General features: G+C 62.6%; 17 protein-coding genes. 5 read left to right on the forward strand and 12 right to left on the reverse strand.

Annotated features, from left to right (window positions below; genetic code table 11):
• Positions 1 to 9: 9 nt before the first annotated feature.
• The 9 genes from J2045_RS20945 to J2045_RS20985 all read right to left on the reverse strand — a co-directional run bounded on the left by J2045_RS20945 (position 10) and on the right by J2045_RS20985 (position 10,686).
• On the reverse strand, positions 10 to 1,278 hold the full coding sequence (locus J2045_RS20945) for a cytochrome b (protein WP_307376718.1): 1,269 nt from the start codon (positions 1,276 to 1,278) through the stop codon (positions 10 to 12).
• 14 nt (positions 1,279 to 1,292) lie between these two features.
• A complete protein-coding gene (gene petA / locus J2045_RS20950) occupies positions 1,293 to 1,871 on the reverse strand; it encodes a ubiquinol-cytochrome c reductase iron-sulfur subunit (RefSeq protein ID WP_166603267.1) in 579 nt (192 codons plus the stop codon).
• 271 nt (positions 1,872 to 2,142) lie between these two features.
• On the reverse strand, positions 2,143 to 4,014 hold the full coding sequence (locus tag J2045_RS20955) for an ABC transporter ATP-binding protein (protein ID WP_307376721.1): 1,872 nt from the start codon (positions 4,012 to 4,014) through the stop codon (positions 2,143 to 2,145).
• A 107-nt stretch (positions 4,015 to 4,121) separates the two neighbouring features.
• On the reverse strand, positions 4,122 to 5,138 hold the full coding sequence (locus J2045_RS20960; RefSeq protein ID WP_307376724.1) for a nucleotidyl cyclase domain-containing protein: 1,017 nt from the start codon (positions 5,136 to 5,138) through the stop codon (positions 4,122 to 4,124).
• A 127-nt stretch (positions 5,139 to 5,265) separates the two neighbouring features.
• Entirely contained in the window at positions 5,266 to 5,688 is a 423-nt protein-coding gene (locus J2045_RS20965) for a DMT family transporter (RefSeq protein WP_307376727.1), read from the reverse strand.
• A gap of 2 nt (positions 5,689 to 5,690) precedes the next feature.
• Entirely contained in the window at positions 5,691 to 6,155 is a 465-nt protein-coding gene (locus J2045_RS20970) for a DMT family transporter (RefSeq protein ID WP_166603263.1), read from the reverse strand.
• A 196-nt stretch (positions 6,156 to 6,351) separates the two neighbouring features.
• Positions 6,352 to 8,271: a HAMP domain-containing methyl-accepting chemotaxis protein gene (locus J2045_RS20975; RefSeq protein WP_307376731.1), complete on the reverse strand. Its 1,920-nt coding sequence runs from the start codon at positions 8,269 to 8,271 to the stop codon at positions 6,352 to 6,354.
• A 241-nt stretch (positions 8,272 to 8,512) separates the two neighbouring features.
• Entirely contained in the window at positions 8,513 to 10,381 is a 1,869-nt protein-coding gene (locus J2045_RS20980; protein ID WP_307376734.1) for an ABC transporter ATP-binding protein, read from the reverse strand.
• Between the two features lie 62 nt (positions 10,382 to 10,443).
• Positions 10,444 to 10,686 (reverse strand): hypothetical protein, encoded by a 243-nt coding sequence (locus tag J2045_RS20985; protein ID WP_307376737.1) that lies wholly within the window; start codon positions 10,684 to 10,686, stop codon positions 10,444 to 10,446.
• A 63-nt stretch (positions 10,687 to 10,749) separates the two neighbouring features.
• On the opposite strand from J2045_RS20985, the gene J2045_RS20990 reads away from it, so the two are divergent.
• Positions 10,750 to 11,214, forward strand: coding sequence for a tRNA (cytidine(34)-2'-O)-methyltransferase (locus J2045_RS20990; RefSeq protein WP_307376740.1), 465 nt, complete (start codon positions 10,750 to 10,752; stop codon positions 11,212 to 11,214).
• Positions 11,215 to 11,403: 189 nt separating this feature from the next.
• Positions 11,404 to 12,723, forward strand: coding sequence for a cell envelope biogenesis protein OmpA (locus J2045_RS20995; protein WP_307376743.1), 1,320 nt, complete (start codon positions 11,404 to 11,406; stop codon positions 12,721 to 12,723).
• Between the two features lie 67 nt (positions 12,724 to 12,790).
• Here J2045_RS20995 and J2045_RS21000 read toward each other — a convergent pair whose 3' ends face one another.
• Together J2045_RS21000 and J2045_RS21005 are read right to left on the reverse strand one after the other, a co-directional pair.
• Positions 12,791 to 13,744 carry a flagellin N-terminal helical domain-containing protein gene (locus tag J2045_RS21000; RefSeq protein ID WP_307376746.1) on the reverse strand — a complete coding sequence of 318 codons (954 nt, stop codon included), beginning with the start codon at positions 13,742 to 13,744 and terminating at the stop codon, positions 12,791 to 12,793.
• Between the two features lie 187 nt (positions 13,745 to 13,931).
• Positions 13,932 to 14,192, reverse strand: coding sequence for a hypothetical protein (locus J2045_RS21005; protein ID WP_307376749.1), 261 nt, complete (start codon positions 14,190 to 14,192; stop codon positions 13,932 to 13,934).
• Positions 14,193 to 14,333: 141 nt separating this feature from the next.
• Here J2045_RS21005 and hemF point away from each other — a divergent pair, with 141 nt between their 5' ends.
• The 3 genes from hemF to J2045_RS21020 all read left to right on the forward strand — a co-directional run bounded on the left by hemF (position 14,334) and on the right by J2045_RS21020 (position 16,015).
• The gene (gene hemF, locus J2045_RS21010) at positions 14,334 to 15,248 is read left to right on the forward strand and encodes an oxygen-dependent coproporphyrinogen oxidase (RefSeq protein WP_307376752.1); all 915 of its coding nucleotides are present in this window, start codon (positions 14,334 to 14,336) and stop codon (positions 15,246 to 15,248) included.
• 171 nt (positions 15,249 to 15,419) lie between these two features.
• A complete protein-coding gene (locus J2045_RS21015) occupies positions 15,420 to 15,695 on the forward strand; it encodes a hypothetical protein (protein WP_166603255.1) in 276 nt (91 codons plus the stop codon).
• Between the two features lie 131 nt (positions 15,696 to 15,826).
• A complete protein-coding gene (locus J2045_RS21020; RefSeq protein ID WP_307376756.1) occupies positions 15,827 to 16,015 on the forward strand; it encodes a DUF1059 domain-containing protein in 189 nt (62 codons plus the stop codon).
• A gap of 75 nt (positions 16,016 to 16,090) precedes the next feature.
• Here J2045_RS21020 and J2045_RS21025 read toward each other — a convergent pair whose 3' ends face one another.
• Positions 16,091 to 16,579, reverse strand: a complete 489-nt coding sequence (locus J2045_RS21025; RefSeq protein ID WP_307376758.1) for a fasciclin domain-containing protein — start codon at positions 16,577 to 16,579, stop codon at positions 16,091 to 16,093.
• Positions 16,580 to 16,667: the final 88 nt, after the last annotated feature.

A 16,667-nucleotide genomic window follows, 5' to 3' on the forward strand; every position in this document is an offset into this window, starting at 1 on the left:
CTCACGCGCTCAGGCTTGGGCAGCAGCAGACTTGCCGCTCTTTTCGAGAACCGCTTCGGTGATCGAGTTCGGGATACGCCTTGGCGTCTCGAACAGACCGAGCAACGGCATGATCACGAGGAAGAAGCCGAAGTAGTAGGCGGTTCCGGCCTGCGACAGCACGACATAGATGCCTTCCGCCGGCATCGCACCGAGCCAGCCAAGCAGGATCGAGTTGGCAACGAAGAGCCAGAAGAACAGCTTGTACCACGGACGGTAGACAGCCGAACGAACCTTCGACGTGTCGAGCCAGGGCAGGAAGAACAGGACGATGATCGCGCCGAACATCACGAGAACGCCGCCGAGCTTCGAGTCGATGAAGAGAACGTCGAAGGTGATCGCACGCAGCATCGCGTAGAACGGCAGGAAGTACCATTCCGGGACGATATGCGCCGGGGTCTTCAGCGAGTCGGCCGGGATGTAGTTGTCCGGATGGCCGAGGTAGTTCGGCATGTAGAAGACGAAGTAGGCGAAGACCAGCAGGAAGACGGACAGGCCAAGCGCATCCTTCAGCGTTGCATAGGGCGTGAACGGTACCGTGTCGGTCTTGGACTTCACTTCGACGCCGGTCGGGTTGGTCTGACCGGTCACATGCAGCGCCCAGACGTGCAGGATGACGACGCCGGCGATCATGAACGGCAGCAGGTAGTGCAGCGCAAAGAAGCGGTTCAGCGTCGGATTGTCGACCGCAAAGCCGCCGAGCAGGAACTGCTGGATGGTTTCGCCGACAAACGGGAAGGCTGTGAAGAAGCCGGTGATGACGGTCGCGCCCCAGAAGGACATCTGACCCCAGGGCAGAACATAGCCCATGAAGGCGGTTGCCATCATCAGAAGGAAGATCACCACGCCGAGGATCCAGAGGATTTCGCGCGGCGCCTTGTAGGAACCGTAGTAGAGACCACGGGCAATATGCAGGTAGACGGCGATGAAGAAGAACGACGCGCCGTTGGCATGCATATAGCGCAAGAGCCAACCATTGTTGACGTCACGCATGATCTTTTCGACCGAGTTGAAGGCAACGGTCGTTTCAGCGGCATAGTGCATGGCCAGCACGACGCCGGTCAGGATCTGCACGATCAGCATGACAGAAAGCATGCCACCGAAGGTATAGGCATAGTTCAGGTTGCGGGGAACCGGATAGGCAACGAAGCTGTCATACATCAGACGCGGCAGCGGCAGGCGCGCATCGATCCACTTCTCGACGCCGGTGGACGGCTGGTAACTCGAATGGCCACTCATTGTGTCTTATCCCCTCAGCCGATCGCGATGACAGTGTCGGATGTGAATGCAAAGGTCGGCACCGGCAGGTTGGTCGGTGCGGGACCCTTGCGGATACGGCCCGCCGTATCGTAGTGCGAGCCGTGGCAGGGACAGAACCACCCGCCGAAGTCTCCGGCCTGACCAAGCGGGACGCAGCCCAGATGGGTGCAGGAGCCGATCATGACGATCCAGTTTTCCTTGCCTTCACCGGCCGAACGCGCGAGGTCCGTCGCATCGGCAGCAGCGTCGACATTGGCGTTGCGCGCCACCGGGTCCTTGAGGTCAGCCAGCTGAACGGCCTTTGCCTCTTCGACTTCCTTGTCGGTTCGGTTGCGGATGAACACAGGCTTGCCACGCCACTTGACGGTCAGCGACATGCCCGGCTCAAGCGCAGACACGTCCACTTCGATCGAAGCGAGCGCGAGCGTCGATGCATCCGGACGCATCTGGTCGATGAACGGCCATGCGACCGCACCCGCACCGACGGCACCGGCCATCCCGGTCACCATATAGAGAAAGTCGCGGCGCGTAGGCTCGCCCGCATGTTCTGTCGTTGTCTCGTGTTCGCTCACGGTCACTTTTTCCTCTCGCAATCCTGCGACACACCGCATTTGCCCCCGCAGCGGGAATCACAATCCGGCCACTGTGCAGCCACAGATTCCCCGCCAGATTGGCGCGTTCTAAGCCCGATAATCTATTCTGTCCAGTCTTCCGCAGACAACGAGCCACGTTGTCGCGGATTTCATGGGTACCATCCCCAATTGCTTGATTTAACGCAAGTGTGAGAGGCAGTTTATCAAGCAATGCAGCAAGTTGAGCGACCGTACCGGCAGGTGGTCCGGCTCACGCCGTTGATGTCTCCGCAGCCGTATCGAGAAAACCGCCGGATTGCCGGGTCCAGAGCTCGGAATAGAGGCCACCGCGTTCGACCAATTGCTGATGGGTGCCCTGCTCGATGATCCGGCCCTTGTCCATGACCACCAGCCGGTCAAGCGCCGCAATGGTCGACAGGCGGTGGGCGATGGCAAGCACGGTCTTGCCCTGCATCAGACGGTCGAGATTGGACTGGATCGCGGCTTCGACCTCCGAGTCGAGCGCAGACGTCGCCTCGTCCAGCACCAGGATCGGCGCATCCTTCAGCATTACCCGGGCAATCGCGATGCGTTGTCGCTGGCCACCCGAAAGCTTCACCCCGCGCTCGCCGACATGCGCGTCAAAGCCCTTGCGCCCGCGCTGGTCTTCCAGCCGCTGGATGAAGTCGAGTGCCTCGGCGCGCTCCGCTGCCTTGATCAGCTGCGCCTCACTCGCATCCTCACGACCGAAGAGAATATTGTCCCGGATCGAACGATGCAGAAGCGCCGTGTCCTGCGTTACCATGCCGATCTGCGAACGCAGGCTCTCCTGGGTGACTCCCGAAATGTCCTGTCCGTCGATGAGAATGCGTCCGCCCTCAAGGTCATAGAAGCGCAGGAGCAGGTTGACGAGCGTCGACTTGCCCGCCCCGGAGCGGCCGACAATGCCGACCTTCTCGCCAGGCTCTATCGTCAGTGTCAAATGATCGATCGCACCCGTCTTGCGGCCATAATGGAAGGTAACGTCCTCGAAGCGGATCTCCGGCGACTTCACCTCAAGCTTCGTCGCATCCGGCCTGTCCGTCAGTCCGATCGGCTTGGCGACCAGCTCGGCGGAATTCTGGATGGCGCCGATATTACGCATGATGCCGTTCAACTGCGTCATCATCCGCCCCAGCAGCATGTTGAGGCGCAAAACGAGGCCGAGCGTGAAGGCAACGCCACCCGCCGTCACCGCACCGGTGAACCACAGATCGACCGACAGAAGCGCCACCATCAGAATCATGAAGCCGGACAGGATGGCAAGCGAAGCCCGCACGCCGGTCAGCAACCGCGCGAACGGGCGCAGCGTGTCCTGAAACCGGTCGAAACCGGCGCGGATATAATGGTCGTTCTGCCGCTCGCGGGCAAAAAGCTTCAGCGTCTGGATGTTGGAATAGCTGTCGACAAGCCGGCCATTCAGCATCGACGACGCCTCGGCCGTCTCCCGTGCATGATGGCGGATCTTCGGCACGAAATACCTCGCGAGCACGAGGAAAATCGCCACCCAGGCGCCGATGATCGCGGCCAACCGCCAGTCGAGCTGTGCAACCAGCGCCATGGTCGAAATGGTGTAGATCACCATGAACCACACGACCTGCAGCAGCGACGTCAGCAGATCCCCGGTCGATTGCCCCGCCGACCAGACCTTGGTCACGATGCGCCCGGCAAAGTCGTTCTGGAAGAAGGAGAGCGACTGGCGCGCCACATGCGCATGAGCCTGCCATCGCACCAGGTTGAAGAAGTTGAGGACGATCACCTGCTCCTCGACCAGAGCGCCCACCGTCACGACGATGAAGCGCCCAACGAGGACGATCAGCGCCATTGCGAGCAATTCACCGCCATGCGCGGCAATCAGCCCCTCCCAGCCGGCCTCCTTCGGCACCGTATCAAGAAGATCGACCAGCCGCCCGACAAACCAGAACAGCCCTGCCTCCAGCATGGCCACGGCCCCGCCAAAAACAGCCATCAGGAAGAAGGCGAGCTTGGCCTGGCGGACATAGAACCACACGAAAGCCCAGATCTTCTCGGGCGGACGCAGATTGTCCGTGCGGGCGAAGGGATCGAGCCAGTTTTCGAAATATCGGGCAACAGCTTGGAACATGAAAAGCGATATAGGCGGTTTGCCCGGGACGGCAAAGCATTTGCGCCGCCGAACCGCATTACAATTTGGTCAGATGCTGTAGCCCCATCAGGAACGACCGCTGCAGCTTAACGCATCCGCCGACCATAGAGCGCCTCGTAGCGCCGGAGCGTTGCAAGGTCCGCCGACACTTCCGTGAAGACAGGAACCAGGCTTTCCGTCAGTTCCGCCCGTTGCAGCGACTGGCGCGCGGCCCCGTAGAGCTGCGCCGGCAACACACGCCGATAGGTGCGCGCGCATCCGAAACGGCAGGCAAGCGGCGGCATGGTCTTGATCGAGCGGCGCGCGATTGTTTCCGCATCCGCCACCACGCGTGCAATCTTCTCGCCGAGTTGCGCCAGATAGCTTTCGCTCGTCGCACCGACCAGAAGACCGAGCTCATCGCTCGAAGTCCAATAGGCCGTGTCCGTCTTGTCGATCAGGCGATGGGTGAAACGCGCCAGCGTGTTCTTCATGTAGTCTCCGACCTTGGCGAGACCGACACGGCCAAGGGGTTCCAGCCCCTCGATCCGGCAGAGCATGAGGCTCACGCCGCCTTCCGGTTCCCCGTCGGAAAAGAGCGCTTCGAGCCGCTCTTCAAGCGCTCCATAGCCCGGCAACCCGAAACTCAGCTGCGCTGTGAGGTGATCCTGGCCGGGCATGTCCTGCGGGACCGGCGCTGCAAGGTTGAACACGCCCTGAAGCGCTGTGACGCAACGGCCGATCTGCGCATCGAGATCGGCAAGCACCTCGCTCGCACCGCCATGCGCCTCCACCACCGAGACTGTGCCACTTTCAAGCGTCCGTCGGAACGCTTCGAGCGCACCCAGCGCCGCCTCGCTCGTGGTCTTCAACGCATCGAGCGTCGGGCGTTCGGGCAGAAACCGCTGCGCAAGCGCCGAGAGCGCCATCTGGCTGACAGGTCTCTGGAGACCAACAAAGGCCTCCCGCAATGCTGGATCGCGACCGTCCAGGACGGCGCAGATCAGCTCGAAATTGCGGGGCGTGAGCGCCAGCCGGTTTTTGCCGAGAAAGTCGACGGCCTTCCGGCCGATGATCTCGGCCTCCCTGGCATGGGTCACAGGATGATGAACAGCCTCTGTCATGGAATGCACCTTCGATGGGTGTTCCGGTCATTCAAGGCTACGCCTGAAACGCAAACCCTTCCTTTCGAAGATCGCTAAAATGCACCGTCTCGTTCGATCGGCGTGAGGACGTCGGCGCGAGGAAAGCTCAGCGCGTATATCGCGTGAGGTAGATTCCGACCAGGATCAGCGCCACGCCCGCCAGCTGGCCGACATGGAACTGCGCCGTTCCCCTAAGGAGGTCGATGAGAAGGCCGGTGATCATCTGGCCGCCGATGATCAAAAGCCCGGAGCGGGCCGCGCCGATCCGCGGGAAAACATGCGAACTGATCACGACGAAGACGGCGCCGATGACGCCACCGGTCAGGTAGAAGAAAGGGGTTTCGGCAAGCAGCGGCAGCCCGGTCCGATGCAGAAAGGCGATGTAGACGCTCAGCAGCAGGAAGCCGACCCAGTGGTTCCAGGCTGAGGCGGTGAACGGCCCGCGGTCCATGGTCAGGCGCCCGTTGAGCGAGCGGCTCATGCCAACCGCAGCCCCGCCGGCAAGCGCGATGAGAACGGCACCGAACATGTTCAGCCCCCCTTCGAAAAGATGAGCAGCGCGCTGCCACCGATCACACAGATGGTCGCCAGCAGGTCGAAACGGTTCAGCATCCGCTTCGGCGTCCCGAACAGGCCGAACTGGTCGGACACCAGGCCGAACAGGATCTGCCCGACGAGCAGCAATGACAGACCGCCAGCCAGCGCCAGTTCCGAATTGACCGCGATGGAACTCAGCGCCACCGCGAAAGCCCCCGGCGCACCACCGAGATAGGACCAGAACGGCGCCTTGGCACCACTGGCGATCCGCCCAGAACGCTGCGCCAGGACGACATTGGCGATCAGCAGGACGAAGGCGGCAAGGCCTCCGACGCCATGCACCACCCAAGAGGCGGTAAAAGGCGTGGTATGGGCCGCAAGTCCGCTGTTGATGGTTACCATCACCGCCAGCAGCGCCCCGGCCAGAACCGCCCAGAACCAATCGAGATATTTCAGCATATCGCTCCGCAGATGTCCGCCACGGACGAGATCCTGTGGCCCGCAGCCACGCCATAGCCGCCTGCCCGCATCGGCGACAAGCCAATTCGGCAGATGAACCGATCAGCGGCATGAATGTGGCCGGATATGCCTGCAACGCGAAACGGGGCATTGCTGCCCCGTTTCGTCAGACTGAAGCCCGAAGGCGAGATCTGTATCAGAACTCCGACCACTCGGCAGCGGCCGCCGCATTGCCCCGGAACGCGTTGGCGACCTTCTGCCCGAGCGCGCGGGCCGGCGAGGCCTGCGGCGGGCGGGCGGCGGCAGATGGGCCGCGCACGGCCACGGGCGAATGCGCCTGACCGCCGAGGCGGAACTGCCCCAGAAGCTGCATCAGCGCGTTCGCCTGCTGGTGAAGCGTGTGGCTTGCCGCCGTCGACTGCTCCACCATGGCCGCATTCTTCTGCGTGCCCTGGTCCATCAGGTTGACCGCCGAATTGATCTCGGCAAGCCCGGTGGACTGCTCACGCGCCGAGGTGACGATCGCCGCAACGTTCTGGTTGATCTCCTGCACCTCGCGCACGATCGCTTCCAGCGCCTGCCCCGTTTCTCCGACGAGAGCGACGCCGGTGCGCACCTGATCCCCCGAAGCCGTGATGAGACCCTTGATCTCCTTCGCCGCATGGGCCGAACGCTGGGCCAGTTCGCGAACCTCCTGTGCGACGACGGCGAAGCCCTTGCCCGCGTCGCCGGCACGTGCCGCTTCGACCCCGGCATTGAGCGCCAGCAGATTGGTCTGGAACGCGATCTCGTCGATCACGCCGATAATGTTCGAGATCTCGCTCGAAGACTTCTCGATCGCCTGCATGGCCTCGACGGCACGCCGCACGACCTCGCCGGAGCGTTCGGCACCGACACGCGTCCGTCCGACGAGGGCACCCGCCTCTTCTGCGCGGACCGCGCTGTCCTTGACGGCGGTGGTGACCTGCTCCAGCGCGGCAGCAGTCTCCTCGACCGAGGCTGCCTGCTGCTCCGTCCGCTTGGCGAGGTCTTCAGAACCCGCAAGCATCTCGCTGGCGCCGGCATCGATCGCCCGGGCATTCTCGCCAACGGCCTGCATCGCATCACGCAGCCGCTCGACAGAGTGGTTGAAATTGACGCGCAGCGGGTCGAGATGGTCGACAAAGCTCTCGCGGATCTCGACAGCCAGATCGCCGTCGGAGAGCTTCTGCAGTCCGCCGGCCAAACGCTCGACGGCAAATTGCACGTCGGCGGCCTCACGCGCCCTCTGCTCCTCGCGCTGCAGGCGCTCGGTGTCGCTCAGGCTGCGGTGTTCCTCGGCCTGCCGTTCAAGCGCCCCGCGCTCGATTGCGTTGTTGCGGAAGACGGCGACGGCAGCCGCCATGTCGCCGATCTCGTCCCTGCGGTCGGCGAAGGGGATCGCCGCAGCCGTGTCCCCCGATGCAAGCTGCCGCATGGAGTCGGTGATCGCGGAGATCGGCCTGGCCACCCGGAGGATCGATGCCACGGCAGCGGCAACCGCCATCAGCGCAGCAAGGATCACGGCGGCAAGCGACAGTCGAAGCGCCAGCGTTGCAGACGCGTCCGCCTCGACACGAACCTCGTCGCCCGCCGCGTGATTAAGGGCAACGATCTCTTTCAGGCTCTGGCCGGCAGCGGCACCGACGGGCACCATCGCGGCGATGGTCTCCTTGGCCTTGTAGAGCTTGGAAGACAGCGCCTGCTCGACAAAGCTCTCGTCAAGCGTCTGATACTGGTCAAGTGCCGACTTGAAGACGTCGAAATGCTCGCGCACACCGGGCAGGCTGATACCGCTCTCGAAGCGGGCAACGGCTGCATCGAGACGATCTCTGGCCACGGCAAGCTCATCGACAAGCGCCTGCTTTTCCGCAGCATTGCCGGCGTTGAGGACCATCAGATTGAGCCGGCGCACTTCGCCGAACAGCGAGTCCAGTTCAGCCGTCATCATCGAGCGGTCAAGGCGCGAACCGAGCGCCTGCATCTGGCCGCTCATGTCGGTGAAGGAACGCACGGCGATTGCCCCCTGGCCCAGGGAAACGACCACCATCAGGCCGAACAGAAATGGCAGGAGAAACTTGATCTTGAGATTTTTCACGAGAGAAATCCGAGCTTGAAAAGGAGGACGAAGGCGGGAAAACCCCGCTGTCCTGCCTGACAGCCCTGTTCTAACAAACCCTTACACCACCAAGGGCAGATCTGGCCCCTTAGCCCCCTTCTGCACAGGTGAGCACTCCGACACACGCATCGCAGCCTCAGAACAGCTCGACAAAAAGCGAAATGGGGCATCACTGCCCCATCTCCCATGTGCTCGATATCCGGCCAGAATGGCCAGAGCCTTACTCGGCCGCAGCCCCTTGCGCCTCGTCCGCGACCTCAGTCTGATCGGCGAGGAAACCACCGGACTGGCGGTTCCACAGATCGGCATAGATGCCGCCATTCGCGACCAGCTGCTGATGCGTGCCCTCTTCGACGATCCGCCCCTTGTCGAGCACGATCAGCCGGTCCATCTGCGTCAGCGTGGAGAGCCGATGCGCGATTGCAATCACCGTCTTGTCCTCGATCAGCTTGAACAGGCTTTCCTGGATCGCCGCCTCGACTTCCGAGTCGAGCGCCGACGTCGCTTCGTCGAGCACCAGGATCGGTGCATCCTTGAGGAAGACGCGGGCAATCGCGATACGCTGCCGCTGGCCGCCCGACAGCTTCACGCCGCGCTCGCCGACATGCGCGTCGAGGCCGCTCCGGCCCTGCATGTCGGAGAGGGACTGGATGAACTCCCACGCATTGGCCCGCTTCGCCGCCTCAATAACCTCGGCATCGGTGGCCTCCGGCCGGCCATAGGCGATGTTGTCGCGGATCGACCGGTGCAGGAGCGAGGTGTCCTGCGTGACGACGCCGACAAGCGCCCGCAGGCTGTCCTGGCTGACCGCAGAGATATCCTGGCCATCGACCAGGATCTTGCCCTTCTCCAGATCGTAGAAGCGCAGGAGCAGGTTCATCAGCGTCGTCTTGCCCGCACCCGAGCGACCGACCAGACCAACCTTTTCGCCCGCCTTGATGGTCAGCGAGAAATCCTCGATCACGCCCTTCTGCTTGCCGTAGTGGAAGCGCACGGCGTCATAGACGATCTCGCCCTTCGGCGCGGCCAGCGCCTTGGCGGCCGGCTTGTCGACGATGTCATGTCCCTTCGTCATCATGCCCATGCCGTCATAGACCGTGCCGATGTTTTCGAAGAGGGCAGCCACTTCCCACATGATCCACTGCGACATGCCGTTGATGCGCATGGAAAGACCGATGGCGACCGCGATCGCACCGACCGTGACAGTGCCATTCAGCCAGAACCAGATGCCAAGCGCCGCGACGAAGAACTGCACCAGCACGTTGTTGATGTCGACGCAGATGTTGAGAAGCGAGATCTGCCGCATCTGCCGGTGAACCGTGCCGAGGAAGGCATCCATGCCTTCGCGTGCATAGACCTCTTCGCGTCCTGCATGCGAGAACAGCTTCACCGTCGCGATGTTGGTGTAGCTATCGACGATCCGGCCCGTCATCATCGATCGGGCATCGGCCTGCTCGCTGGAGGATTTGCGCAGCTTCGGGATGAAGTGGCGCAGGATCAGCGCATAGATCGCAAGCCAGACCACAAGCGGTACGCCGAGCCTCCAGTCGACGGACGCGACCAATGCCAGCATCGAGACGAAGAAGGTCGTTGCATAGATGAAGACGTCGATGATCTTCATGACGCTCTCGCGGATGGAGAGCGCCGTCTGCATCACCTTGGTCGAGACGCGACCGGCGAACTCGTTGGCAAAGAAGGTCATCGAGTGACGCAGCAGGAAACGGTGCATTTGCCAGCGCGCAATCATCGGGAAGTTGCCGGCCAGAACCTGGTGCATGGTGATCGTATGGACCACGCCCAGCACCGGCAGACCGATCAGCAGCAGCGCCGCCATCCAGGCGAGCGTGTCGCCTTCCGTCTGCAGGAAAGTGGCGCGTTCGGCGGTCGACAACCAGTCCACGATATTGCCGAGGAACTGGTAGAGGAACACTTCGGCAACGGCGATGAGGCCCGAGCAGAGCCCGAGCAGCGCCAGCCACCAGCCGGCGGGCTTGGTATAGTGCCAGCAGAAGGCGACGAGGCCCTTGGGCGGCAGGGCCGGCTCATCGGCCGGATACGGATTCAGGCGGTTTTCGAACCACGAGAACATGGAAAATCTCCAGAATGGCGCGCAGGCGGCACCGGAAAATGGCAGCGCTAAAACGCGAATATTCAATGATTGAGGCCGCTTGCGGCAGCAGGATGAATCAGTTTGGGAAAAGAGGCGGAGGTGACGCGCTCAGGCGGCAGCAGCCAGAAATCGGGGCTGGCGCGAAATACCGAATAGATCCATCGATGGCCCTCCCGCTTTTTTGTGTTTAAGAAGAGCCTTGTTCTATCGGGCAGCCGATGTTTTTGCCAGCCGGCTTTTGCCGCGAGAGCGACATTCCGGCACAACTGTTGCACGCCGAACACAGGCAGCGTCCTGGCGCCGCACATCGCCTTGAGCCACACCGAGGGATCGCTTAAGACCCGTCCATGACCGAGCTCCGCATCGCCCTCTACCAGCCCGACATCCCCGGCAACACCGGCACGATCCTGCGGCTCGCTGCCTGCCTCGGGCTGAAGGTCGACATCATCGAGCCGGCCGGCTTCGTGCTCTCCGACAAGAACCTGAAACGCGCCGGCATGGATTATCTTGCAAGCGTCGCGATGACCCGTCACGTCAACTGGGAGCGTTTCGACGCCTGGCGTCTGGCGGAAGGCCGACGGCTGGTTCTCGCCTCCACAAAGGCCGCCCTGCCCTACATGACCTTCGACTATGCGCCGAACGACATCCTCCTCTTCGGTCGGGAAAGCGCCGGTGTGCCCGAGCACGTGCATGAAGTAGCCGACCATCGCGTCATCATTCCGATGGTCGAGGGACAGCGCTCGATCAACGTCGCGATGTCCGCCGCCATGATCACAGGCGAGGCCCTCCGCCAAACCGGCTTTCCGTCCTGAACATTGAGTTTTCTGCATCTTCCGCCCCTCGTAACCCGGATGGGCATCCAAGATGCAACCTCAATCGCAGTTGAGGTCAACAGCCTTTTTCGCTTCCCGCATGACGCGTGCGCGCGCGACCGTTTCGCGCATTGCTTATTTATCCGAAAACCGTTATGTTGCATCGCAGCAAAAATGGGAGATGGAGTCATGTTTGAGACAGCATTCGCCCTGGGTTTGACCCAGTTCGCCCGTTCCTTGAGCTTTCCCGAGCGCTTGAGCCAGCGCCCGGTCCGAAACGCCGCGCTGGAACCCTGGCGGCTTCGAAACACCGGCATGGACGCGCTGTATTACGATGTGAAGGCCCTGACGGCTGATGAGGCCTTCTACATCAGCGACAGCCTTGCCTCCGAGGGCCTGATCATGATCGTCCCGCCAACCGGCGGCGGCATGCTCACGCTCTGCGACAGCGTCGAGGAGTTTCGCCTGCGCGGCGGCAGACAAGTCCGCGCCATGGCGGTGGCAGGGATCGGCGGATCGGCAATTGGCGCGGCCGCCTTCGCCCGCAATGTCGCCGATGCGATCGACGCACCGGTGGCAGCCGTCGTCTCTGGCTACGGCCTCGGCGACCTCCTCAACGAGGCCATCGGCGGCGCCTTCCTCTTCGGCTGGCTCGGCCATGTCCGCAGCAATCTCGAGGTGATCGATGATGTCGTCGGCCGCCCCAAGCTCGGCGCCTACGGCAAGCGCGACGAGGACGCCGACAGCGGCCGCAAGACCGGACTCGACGCCGACACCGTGGCGACACTGCTTGCCGATCCGACGCTGTCCTTCACCCTGATCGCCGGCCATTCCCGCGGCAACCGGGTGATTGCAGATGCTCTCTATGCGCTGAAGGACGCCGACAAGGCTCGTCTTGAAACCCTCGCCAACTCCGCCCGCATCGTCACCTTCGGCGGCCGCATCAAGATGCCGGAGGCTTTCACCGAAGTCATCGACGTCGTCGGCGAACTCGACTGGTTCGGCGAGATCAACTCGCGCCCCAAGATCGCGACCGACATCAAGGTGCCCTTCTGCGGTCATTCGACGAACACCGATCTGCCGACCGCCCTGCAGGTGACGAAGATCCTGGAGCAGATCCTGAGCGGACAGGCCCCCGCCGCCTCGGCTCCTCCAGATGTGGTGGCGGTCGAACCCATTCCAGCGTTCGTCCCCAAGGTCGAAGCAGCGGTACCGGAACCACAGGCACCGGCAGCAGAACCGGCAGAAGCCGAAGCCGTCCCGGTACTGGTCGAGGCGGCTCCGGACCCGGTCATGATCGAACCTGAACCAGAGCTTCCGACGGCCCCGTTGCCGGAAGCTCTGGAAACAGCAGAGACGGAGGCGGCACAGGCTGCAGCCGCCGCCATTGCGGAGGAAGTCGCCCCGTCGAAAGACGCCGAACCGGCGCCAGAGGTGCAGAAAGCCGCCACGCCGATCATGGTCCCGCTGCCGCGCGGCAAGACCAGGCGCCCCCGGGCCAAGACCTGAAAACCTGCCGGAGAGCAAAAGGCCCGCGCGAAGCGGGCCTTTTCGTTTCCGGCTCAGAGGCTTGGCGTCAGAGCTTCAACCATGACGTCATCGACACATTGGCCATGTTGAGCGCTGAAGCCCGCAACTGTTGCTGGACCTTCTCCGCCGACAGGCGCGCATCCTGTTCATTCAGCTCCGGATCGACCAGACGGCTGAGGGCGGGTTCGCCCTCCCCCTGCAGACCCGTAGTCAGAAGGTCGCTGCCGGTGACCTGGCCGCGCAGCATGTTGACCTCACCACCCGCCCCGACCATATCGATCAGCACGCGGTTGAGTGTCGAGATCATGCCGTCGATTTCATCGCTCGTGGTACGGCTGTCGATCCGGATCTCACGCGCGCCCGGCTCGTTCGGCACCTGCGGCTGAGCATCCATCACGAAATAATTGTAGGGCGTGCCGCCCATCGTCGTGCCGGCATAGGCGCGGGTCAGCATGCCATCCCTGGCCTCCTGCCGGGACACCAATGTTGACTTTGCGGTATCGAAATCGACCATGTTGATGGACAGGTCACCATTGGCGGCGGCCGTCACCGACGCCAGCACCGAGGTCACCTTTGGGCGACCGCCGGCCTCGACCTTGAGCCAGTTTTCGCCGTTGAAGGAGCTGTCCTCGACCAGAGCACCGAGATCGGCCTTCATCTGGGCAATGTCGTTGTTGATGGCATCGCGATCGGCACCGACCGCCTTGGCGAACACGAGCTTCTGCTGCATCCGCGCCACCATTTCAGTGGCCTGTTCGAGCCCGAGTGCTGCCGTGTCTGTCTGCGCCGCAGCAATCTCGCTTGCCTCCTGCACGCTGCCCATCGACAGGCTGCCGGCTCGCATCGTCGTGGAGATCGACCAGTAGGAGGAGTTGTCGGTCTGGGTTTCGCGCGCCGGCGCTGGTGGCGCCGGTCTCTCCGTCCGCTCCACCGAAGGCGCGGACGCTCTCGCCATCGAAGCCGCATTGGCCGAAGACGGATTGAGCCAAACTGAACTCATGAGAAAACCCTGTGTCGCATGTCATGTCGATCCGGCGCCGGCGTCATACCGGCTGTGTATCGAACACTCTAGCGACGAGGTTTTGTTATCGGCTTTCTCCGAATGTTAGAATTTTAGCGATCCCGATCTTATTCCTCGAAAAATGGCCGATCGCAGGCCGCCTCGGGCCATCTCAAACATGACGGGATCAATCGGCGGAGGGCAGTCGCCGCATGGTGAACTCGATCTGGTCGCCGTCGAGCTGCCGCCAGCTCTCCACCTCGGTCCAGTAGGCGGCCTTCGGAAAGGTGTCGAACCACTCCCGTGCCTTGGCACGGGCCTCCTCGCGGGTCAGGCAATAGGTTTCCCGCACGAACTGCCCGCCGATCCGCCCGGCTACACCGGCGCGGTGATCAGCAATGCGCTTCTTCAAGCCGGCAAAGGGTGGCGGACCGGGCATCTTCGTCATGAAATCCCTCGCATGGCCCCAAGATTAATCCAGGCAAAACCGGAAGGCGAGTCGATTTTACGGGGACACCCCCACCCCGATATGGTCGCCCGCGATTTCACCTGATATTCGTTTGTCCTGAGAGCGTTAAAGGGGGACGACATGGAGCGACCGGTTCTGCCGAAAGGCCTGCCCGAGGACATCGAGGACAAGAAGGTGGCGGCCCGCGCCTGGTTCGAAAGTCTGCGCGACACGATCTGTGCCTCCTTCGAGGCCCTCGAGAACGAAGTCACCGGCCCCATGGCCGATCGCGAACCCGGTCGTTTCCAGGCAAAGGACTGGCAGCGCGAAGAGGGCAAGGGCGGCGGTGGTCGCATGTCGATGATGTATGGCCGCGTCTTCGAGAAGGTCGGCGTACATACCTCGACCGTGCATGGCGAATTCTCCCCCGAATTCCGCAAGCAGATGCCGGGCGCGGAGGAAGATCCACGCTTCTGGGCGTCGGGAATTTCGCTCATCGCCCACCCGGTCAATCCCCATGTTCCCACAGTGCATATGAACACCCGCATGGTCGTAACGTCCAGCCAGTGGTTCGGTGGCGGTGCCGATCTCACGCCCGTGCTCGACCGGCGCCGTACCCAGGAGGATCCAGACACCCGCCTTTTCCACCGGGCAATGGAGGTCACCTGCCAGCGGCATCCGGAGATCGCCGATTATCCCGCCTACAAGACGTGGTGCGACGAATACTTCTTCCTGCCCCATCGCAACGAGGCACGTGGCATCGGCGGGATCTTCTTCGACTGGCTGACTGCCGATCCGGAGAAAGGCGGCTGGGACGCAAACTTCGCCTTTGTCCAGGACGTCGGCCGGGCCTTCAATCTCGTCTATCCGAAGATCGTCAGGGCCAATTTCAACACGCCCTGGACCGAAGAGGATCGCGAGGAGCAGCTGGTTCGCCGTGGCCGCTACGTCGAGTTCAACCTGCTTTACGACCGGGGCACGATCTTCGGCCTGAAGACCGGAGGCAATGTCGAATCAATCCTCTCTTCGTTGCCGCCGCTCGTTCGTTATCCCTAAGGCCAAGGGTTACCGCTGACATCGCCGGTGCCCCGTCCGATCACGAAAAAGAATGGCCGGGGATTTCCGCCGCTTACGGCAAAGTGTGTCTGGAACTTGACAGTTTGCATTGCGCACGCATGCGCCTCGCTCCATTCTGCCGCCTCACGCAGTATCGAGGAGGAGATTGCGATGAACCCGTCCAGCACAGCTTCCATGCCCCGTGTGAGTACCACCGCAGACCGTGCGATCGAAGCGCCTGAACTGATCGATCGCCTGGCGGAACAGTTGCGTGCGTCGAGCGATGTTGACCTGCCCCATTCCTATTTCGTCGAACAGGTCCGGCTGGGTCTCGCCGGCAAGGACCTGGCCGACCGTGTTGCCGCAAATGACATCGAGTCGGGCGCCCACCGCGGCAAGCGCACCCAGCCGCGCTCTGTCTTTCATGCCTGGGCAATGCCCGACTGAGAATTCCTATCCACCGCGTCGGTTGTCCTGCCTCGCCCGCACCTTGATGCGGGCTTCTTTTTTGGCTGTCCGTCGAACAAAACCCCAAGGCCGGCGTTTGATCGGATGGTCATGACACGGAGGAGACGATCATGAAACGCTTCGAATGTGGAACCCTTGTTCCCGGCTGCCACTGGCATACCCGCGCTGAAAAAGAGGCGGAAGTCGTCCGTCGCGCGGTGGAGCATCTGCGTGTGACCCATGGCGAGGAGGTCATTCGACCTTCGATGGTGGACCACATCAAGGAACGGATCCGCGAGGATCAGCCAACGACGGCCTGACCGGCCATGCGCGTCATCCGGAAGGGTGCAGGACGCGGAGCCCGAACACCGGGCTCCGCAATGGCAAGGTCTGGCTCAGCTGCTCGGCAGCATCACCTTGTCGATCACATGGATCACGCCGTTATCGGTACGGATGTCGGCCGAAACCACATTGGCGCCATCGACGGTCACGCCCGAACCCGACTTGCTCACAGCCAGCGTCCGGTCACCGCCACTCTTGAGGGTGCGGACATGGATGGTGCGGCCCGGCAGCATGGTAGATGTCAGCTCGCGGCCAACGACATGGTAGCTGAGGATCGCAGCGAGCTGGTCCTTGTTTTCAGGCTTGAGGAGGTTCTCGACGGTGCCCGCCGGAAGCGCTGCAAAGGCTTCGTCGGTCGGCGCAAAGACCGTGAGCGGGCCGCCGCCCGAGAGTGCGTCGACGAGACCTGCGGCCTGGGCGGCCGCAAGCAGCGTCTTGAAGCTGCCGGCCTGCTGGGCGGTCTCGACGATGTTGGCGGAATGTGCCGAGGACGCGGCGAAGGTCATGCCGACGGCGACGAATGCGAATGCGATGCGGTTCATGGAAGTCCCTCCTCTGAAAGGCTGACCGACATCATGTCGATCGTGTGAAGCCGGATGGGATACGTTCCAGGGCTCGCCACCGGATTGC

The organism is Peteryoungia aggregata LMG 23059, assembly GCF_030814435.1.
Classification (GTDB): Bacteria; Pseudomonadota; Alphaproteobacteria; order Rhizobiales; family Rhizobiaceae; genus Allorhizobium; species Allorhizobium aggregatum.

What these genes read in the sequence shown, in the direction of transcription:
- J2045_RS20980 (WP_307376734.1), bottom strand. Translation starts at nt 10,381, where the DNA reads ATGTTCTCGTGGTTCGAAAACCGCCTGAATCCGTATCCGGCCGATGAG.
- J2045_RS20945 (WP_307376718.1), bottom strand. Translation starts at nt 1,278, where the DNA reads ATGAGTGGCCATTCGAGTTACCAGCCGTCCACCGGCGTCGAGAAGTGG.
- J2045_RS21000 (WP_307376746.1), bottom strand. Translation starts at nt 13,744, where the DNA reads ATGAGTTCAGTTTGGCTCAATCCGTCTTCGGCCAATGCGGCTTCGATG.
- J2045_RS20960 (WP_307376724.1), bottom strand. Translation starts at nt 5,138, where the DNA reads ATGACAGAGGCTGTTCATCATCCTGTGACCCATGCCAGGGAGGCCGAG.
- J2045_RS20965 (WP_307376727.1), bottom strand. Translation starts at nt 5,688, where the DNA reads ATGTTCGGTGCCGTTCTCATCGCGCTTGCCGGCGGGGCTGCGGTTGGC.
- J2045_RS20995 (WP_307376743.1), top strand. Translation starts at nt 11,404, where the DNA reads ATGTTTGAGACAGCATTCGCCCTGGGTTTGACCCAGTTCGCCCGTTCC.
- hemF (WP_307376752.1), top strand. Translation starts at nt 14,334, where the DNA reads ATGGAGCGACCGGTTCTGCCGAAAGGCCTGCCCGAGGACATCGAGGAC.
- J2045_RS21025 (WP_307376758.1), bottom strand. Translation starts at nt 16,579, where the DNA reads ATGAACCGCATCGCATTCGCATTCGTCGCCGTCGGCATGACCTTCGCC.
- J2045_RS21020 (WP_307376756.1), top strand. Translation starts at nt 15,827, where the DNA reads ATGAAACGCTTCGAATGTGGAACCCTTGTTCCCGGCTGCCACTGGCAT.
- J2045_RS21005 (WP_307376749.1), bottom strand. Translation starts at nt 14,192, where the DNA reads ATGACGAAGATGCCCGGTCCGCCACCCTTTGCCGGCTTGAAGAAGCGC.
- J2045_RS20970 (WP_166603263.1), bottom strand. Translation starts at nt 6,155, where the DNA reads ATGCTGAAATATCTCGATTGGTTCTGGGCGGTTCTGGCCGGGGCGCTG.
- J2045_RS20955 (WP_307376721.1), bottom strand. Translation starts at nt 4,014, where the DNA reads ATGTTCCAAGCTGTTGCCCGATATTTCGAAAACTGGCTCGATCCCTTC.
- J2045_RS20990 (WP_307376740.1), top strand. Translation starts at nt 10,750, where the DNA reads ATGACCGAGCTCCGCATCGCCCTCTACCAGCCCGACATCCCCGGCAAC.
- J2045_RS21015 (WP_166603255.1), top strand. Translation starts at nt 15,420, where the DNA reads ATGAACCCGTCCAGCACAGCTTCCATGCCCCGTGTGAGTACCACCGCA.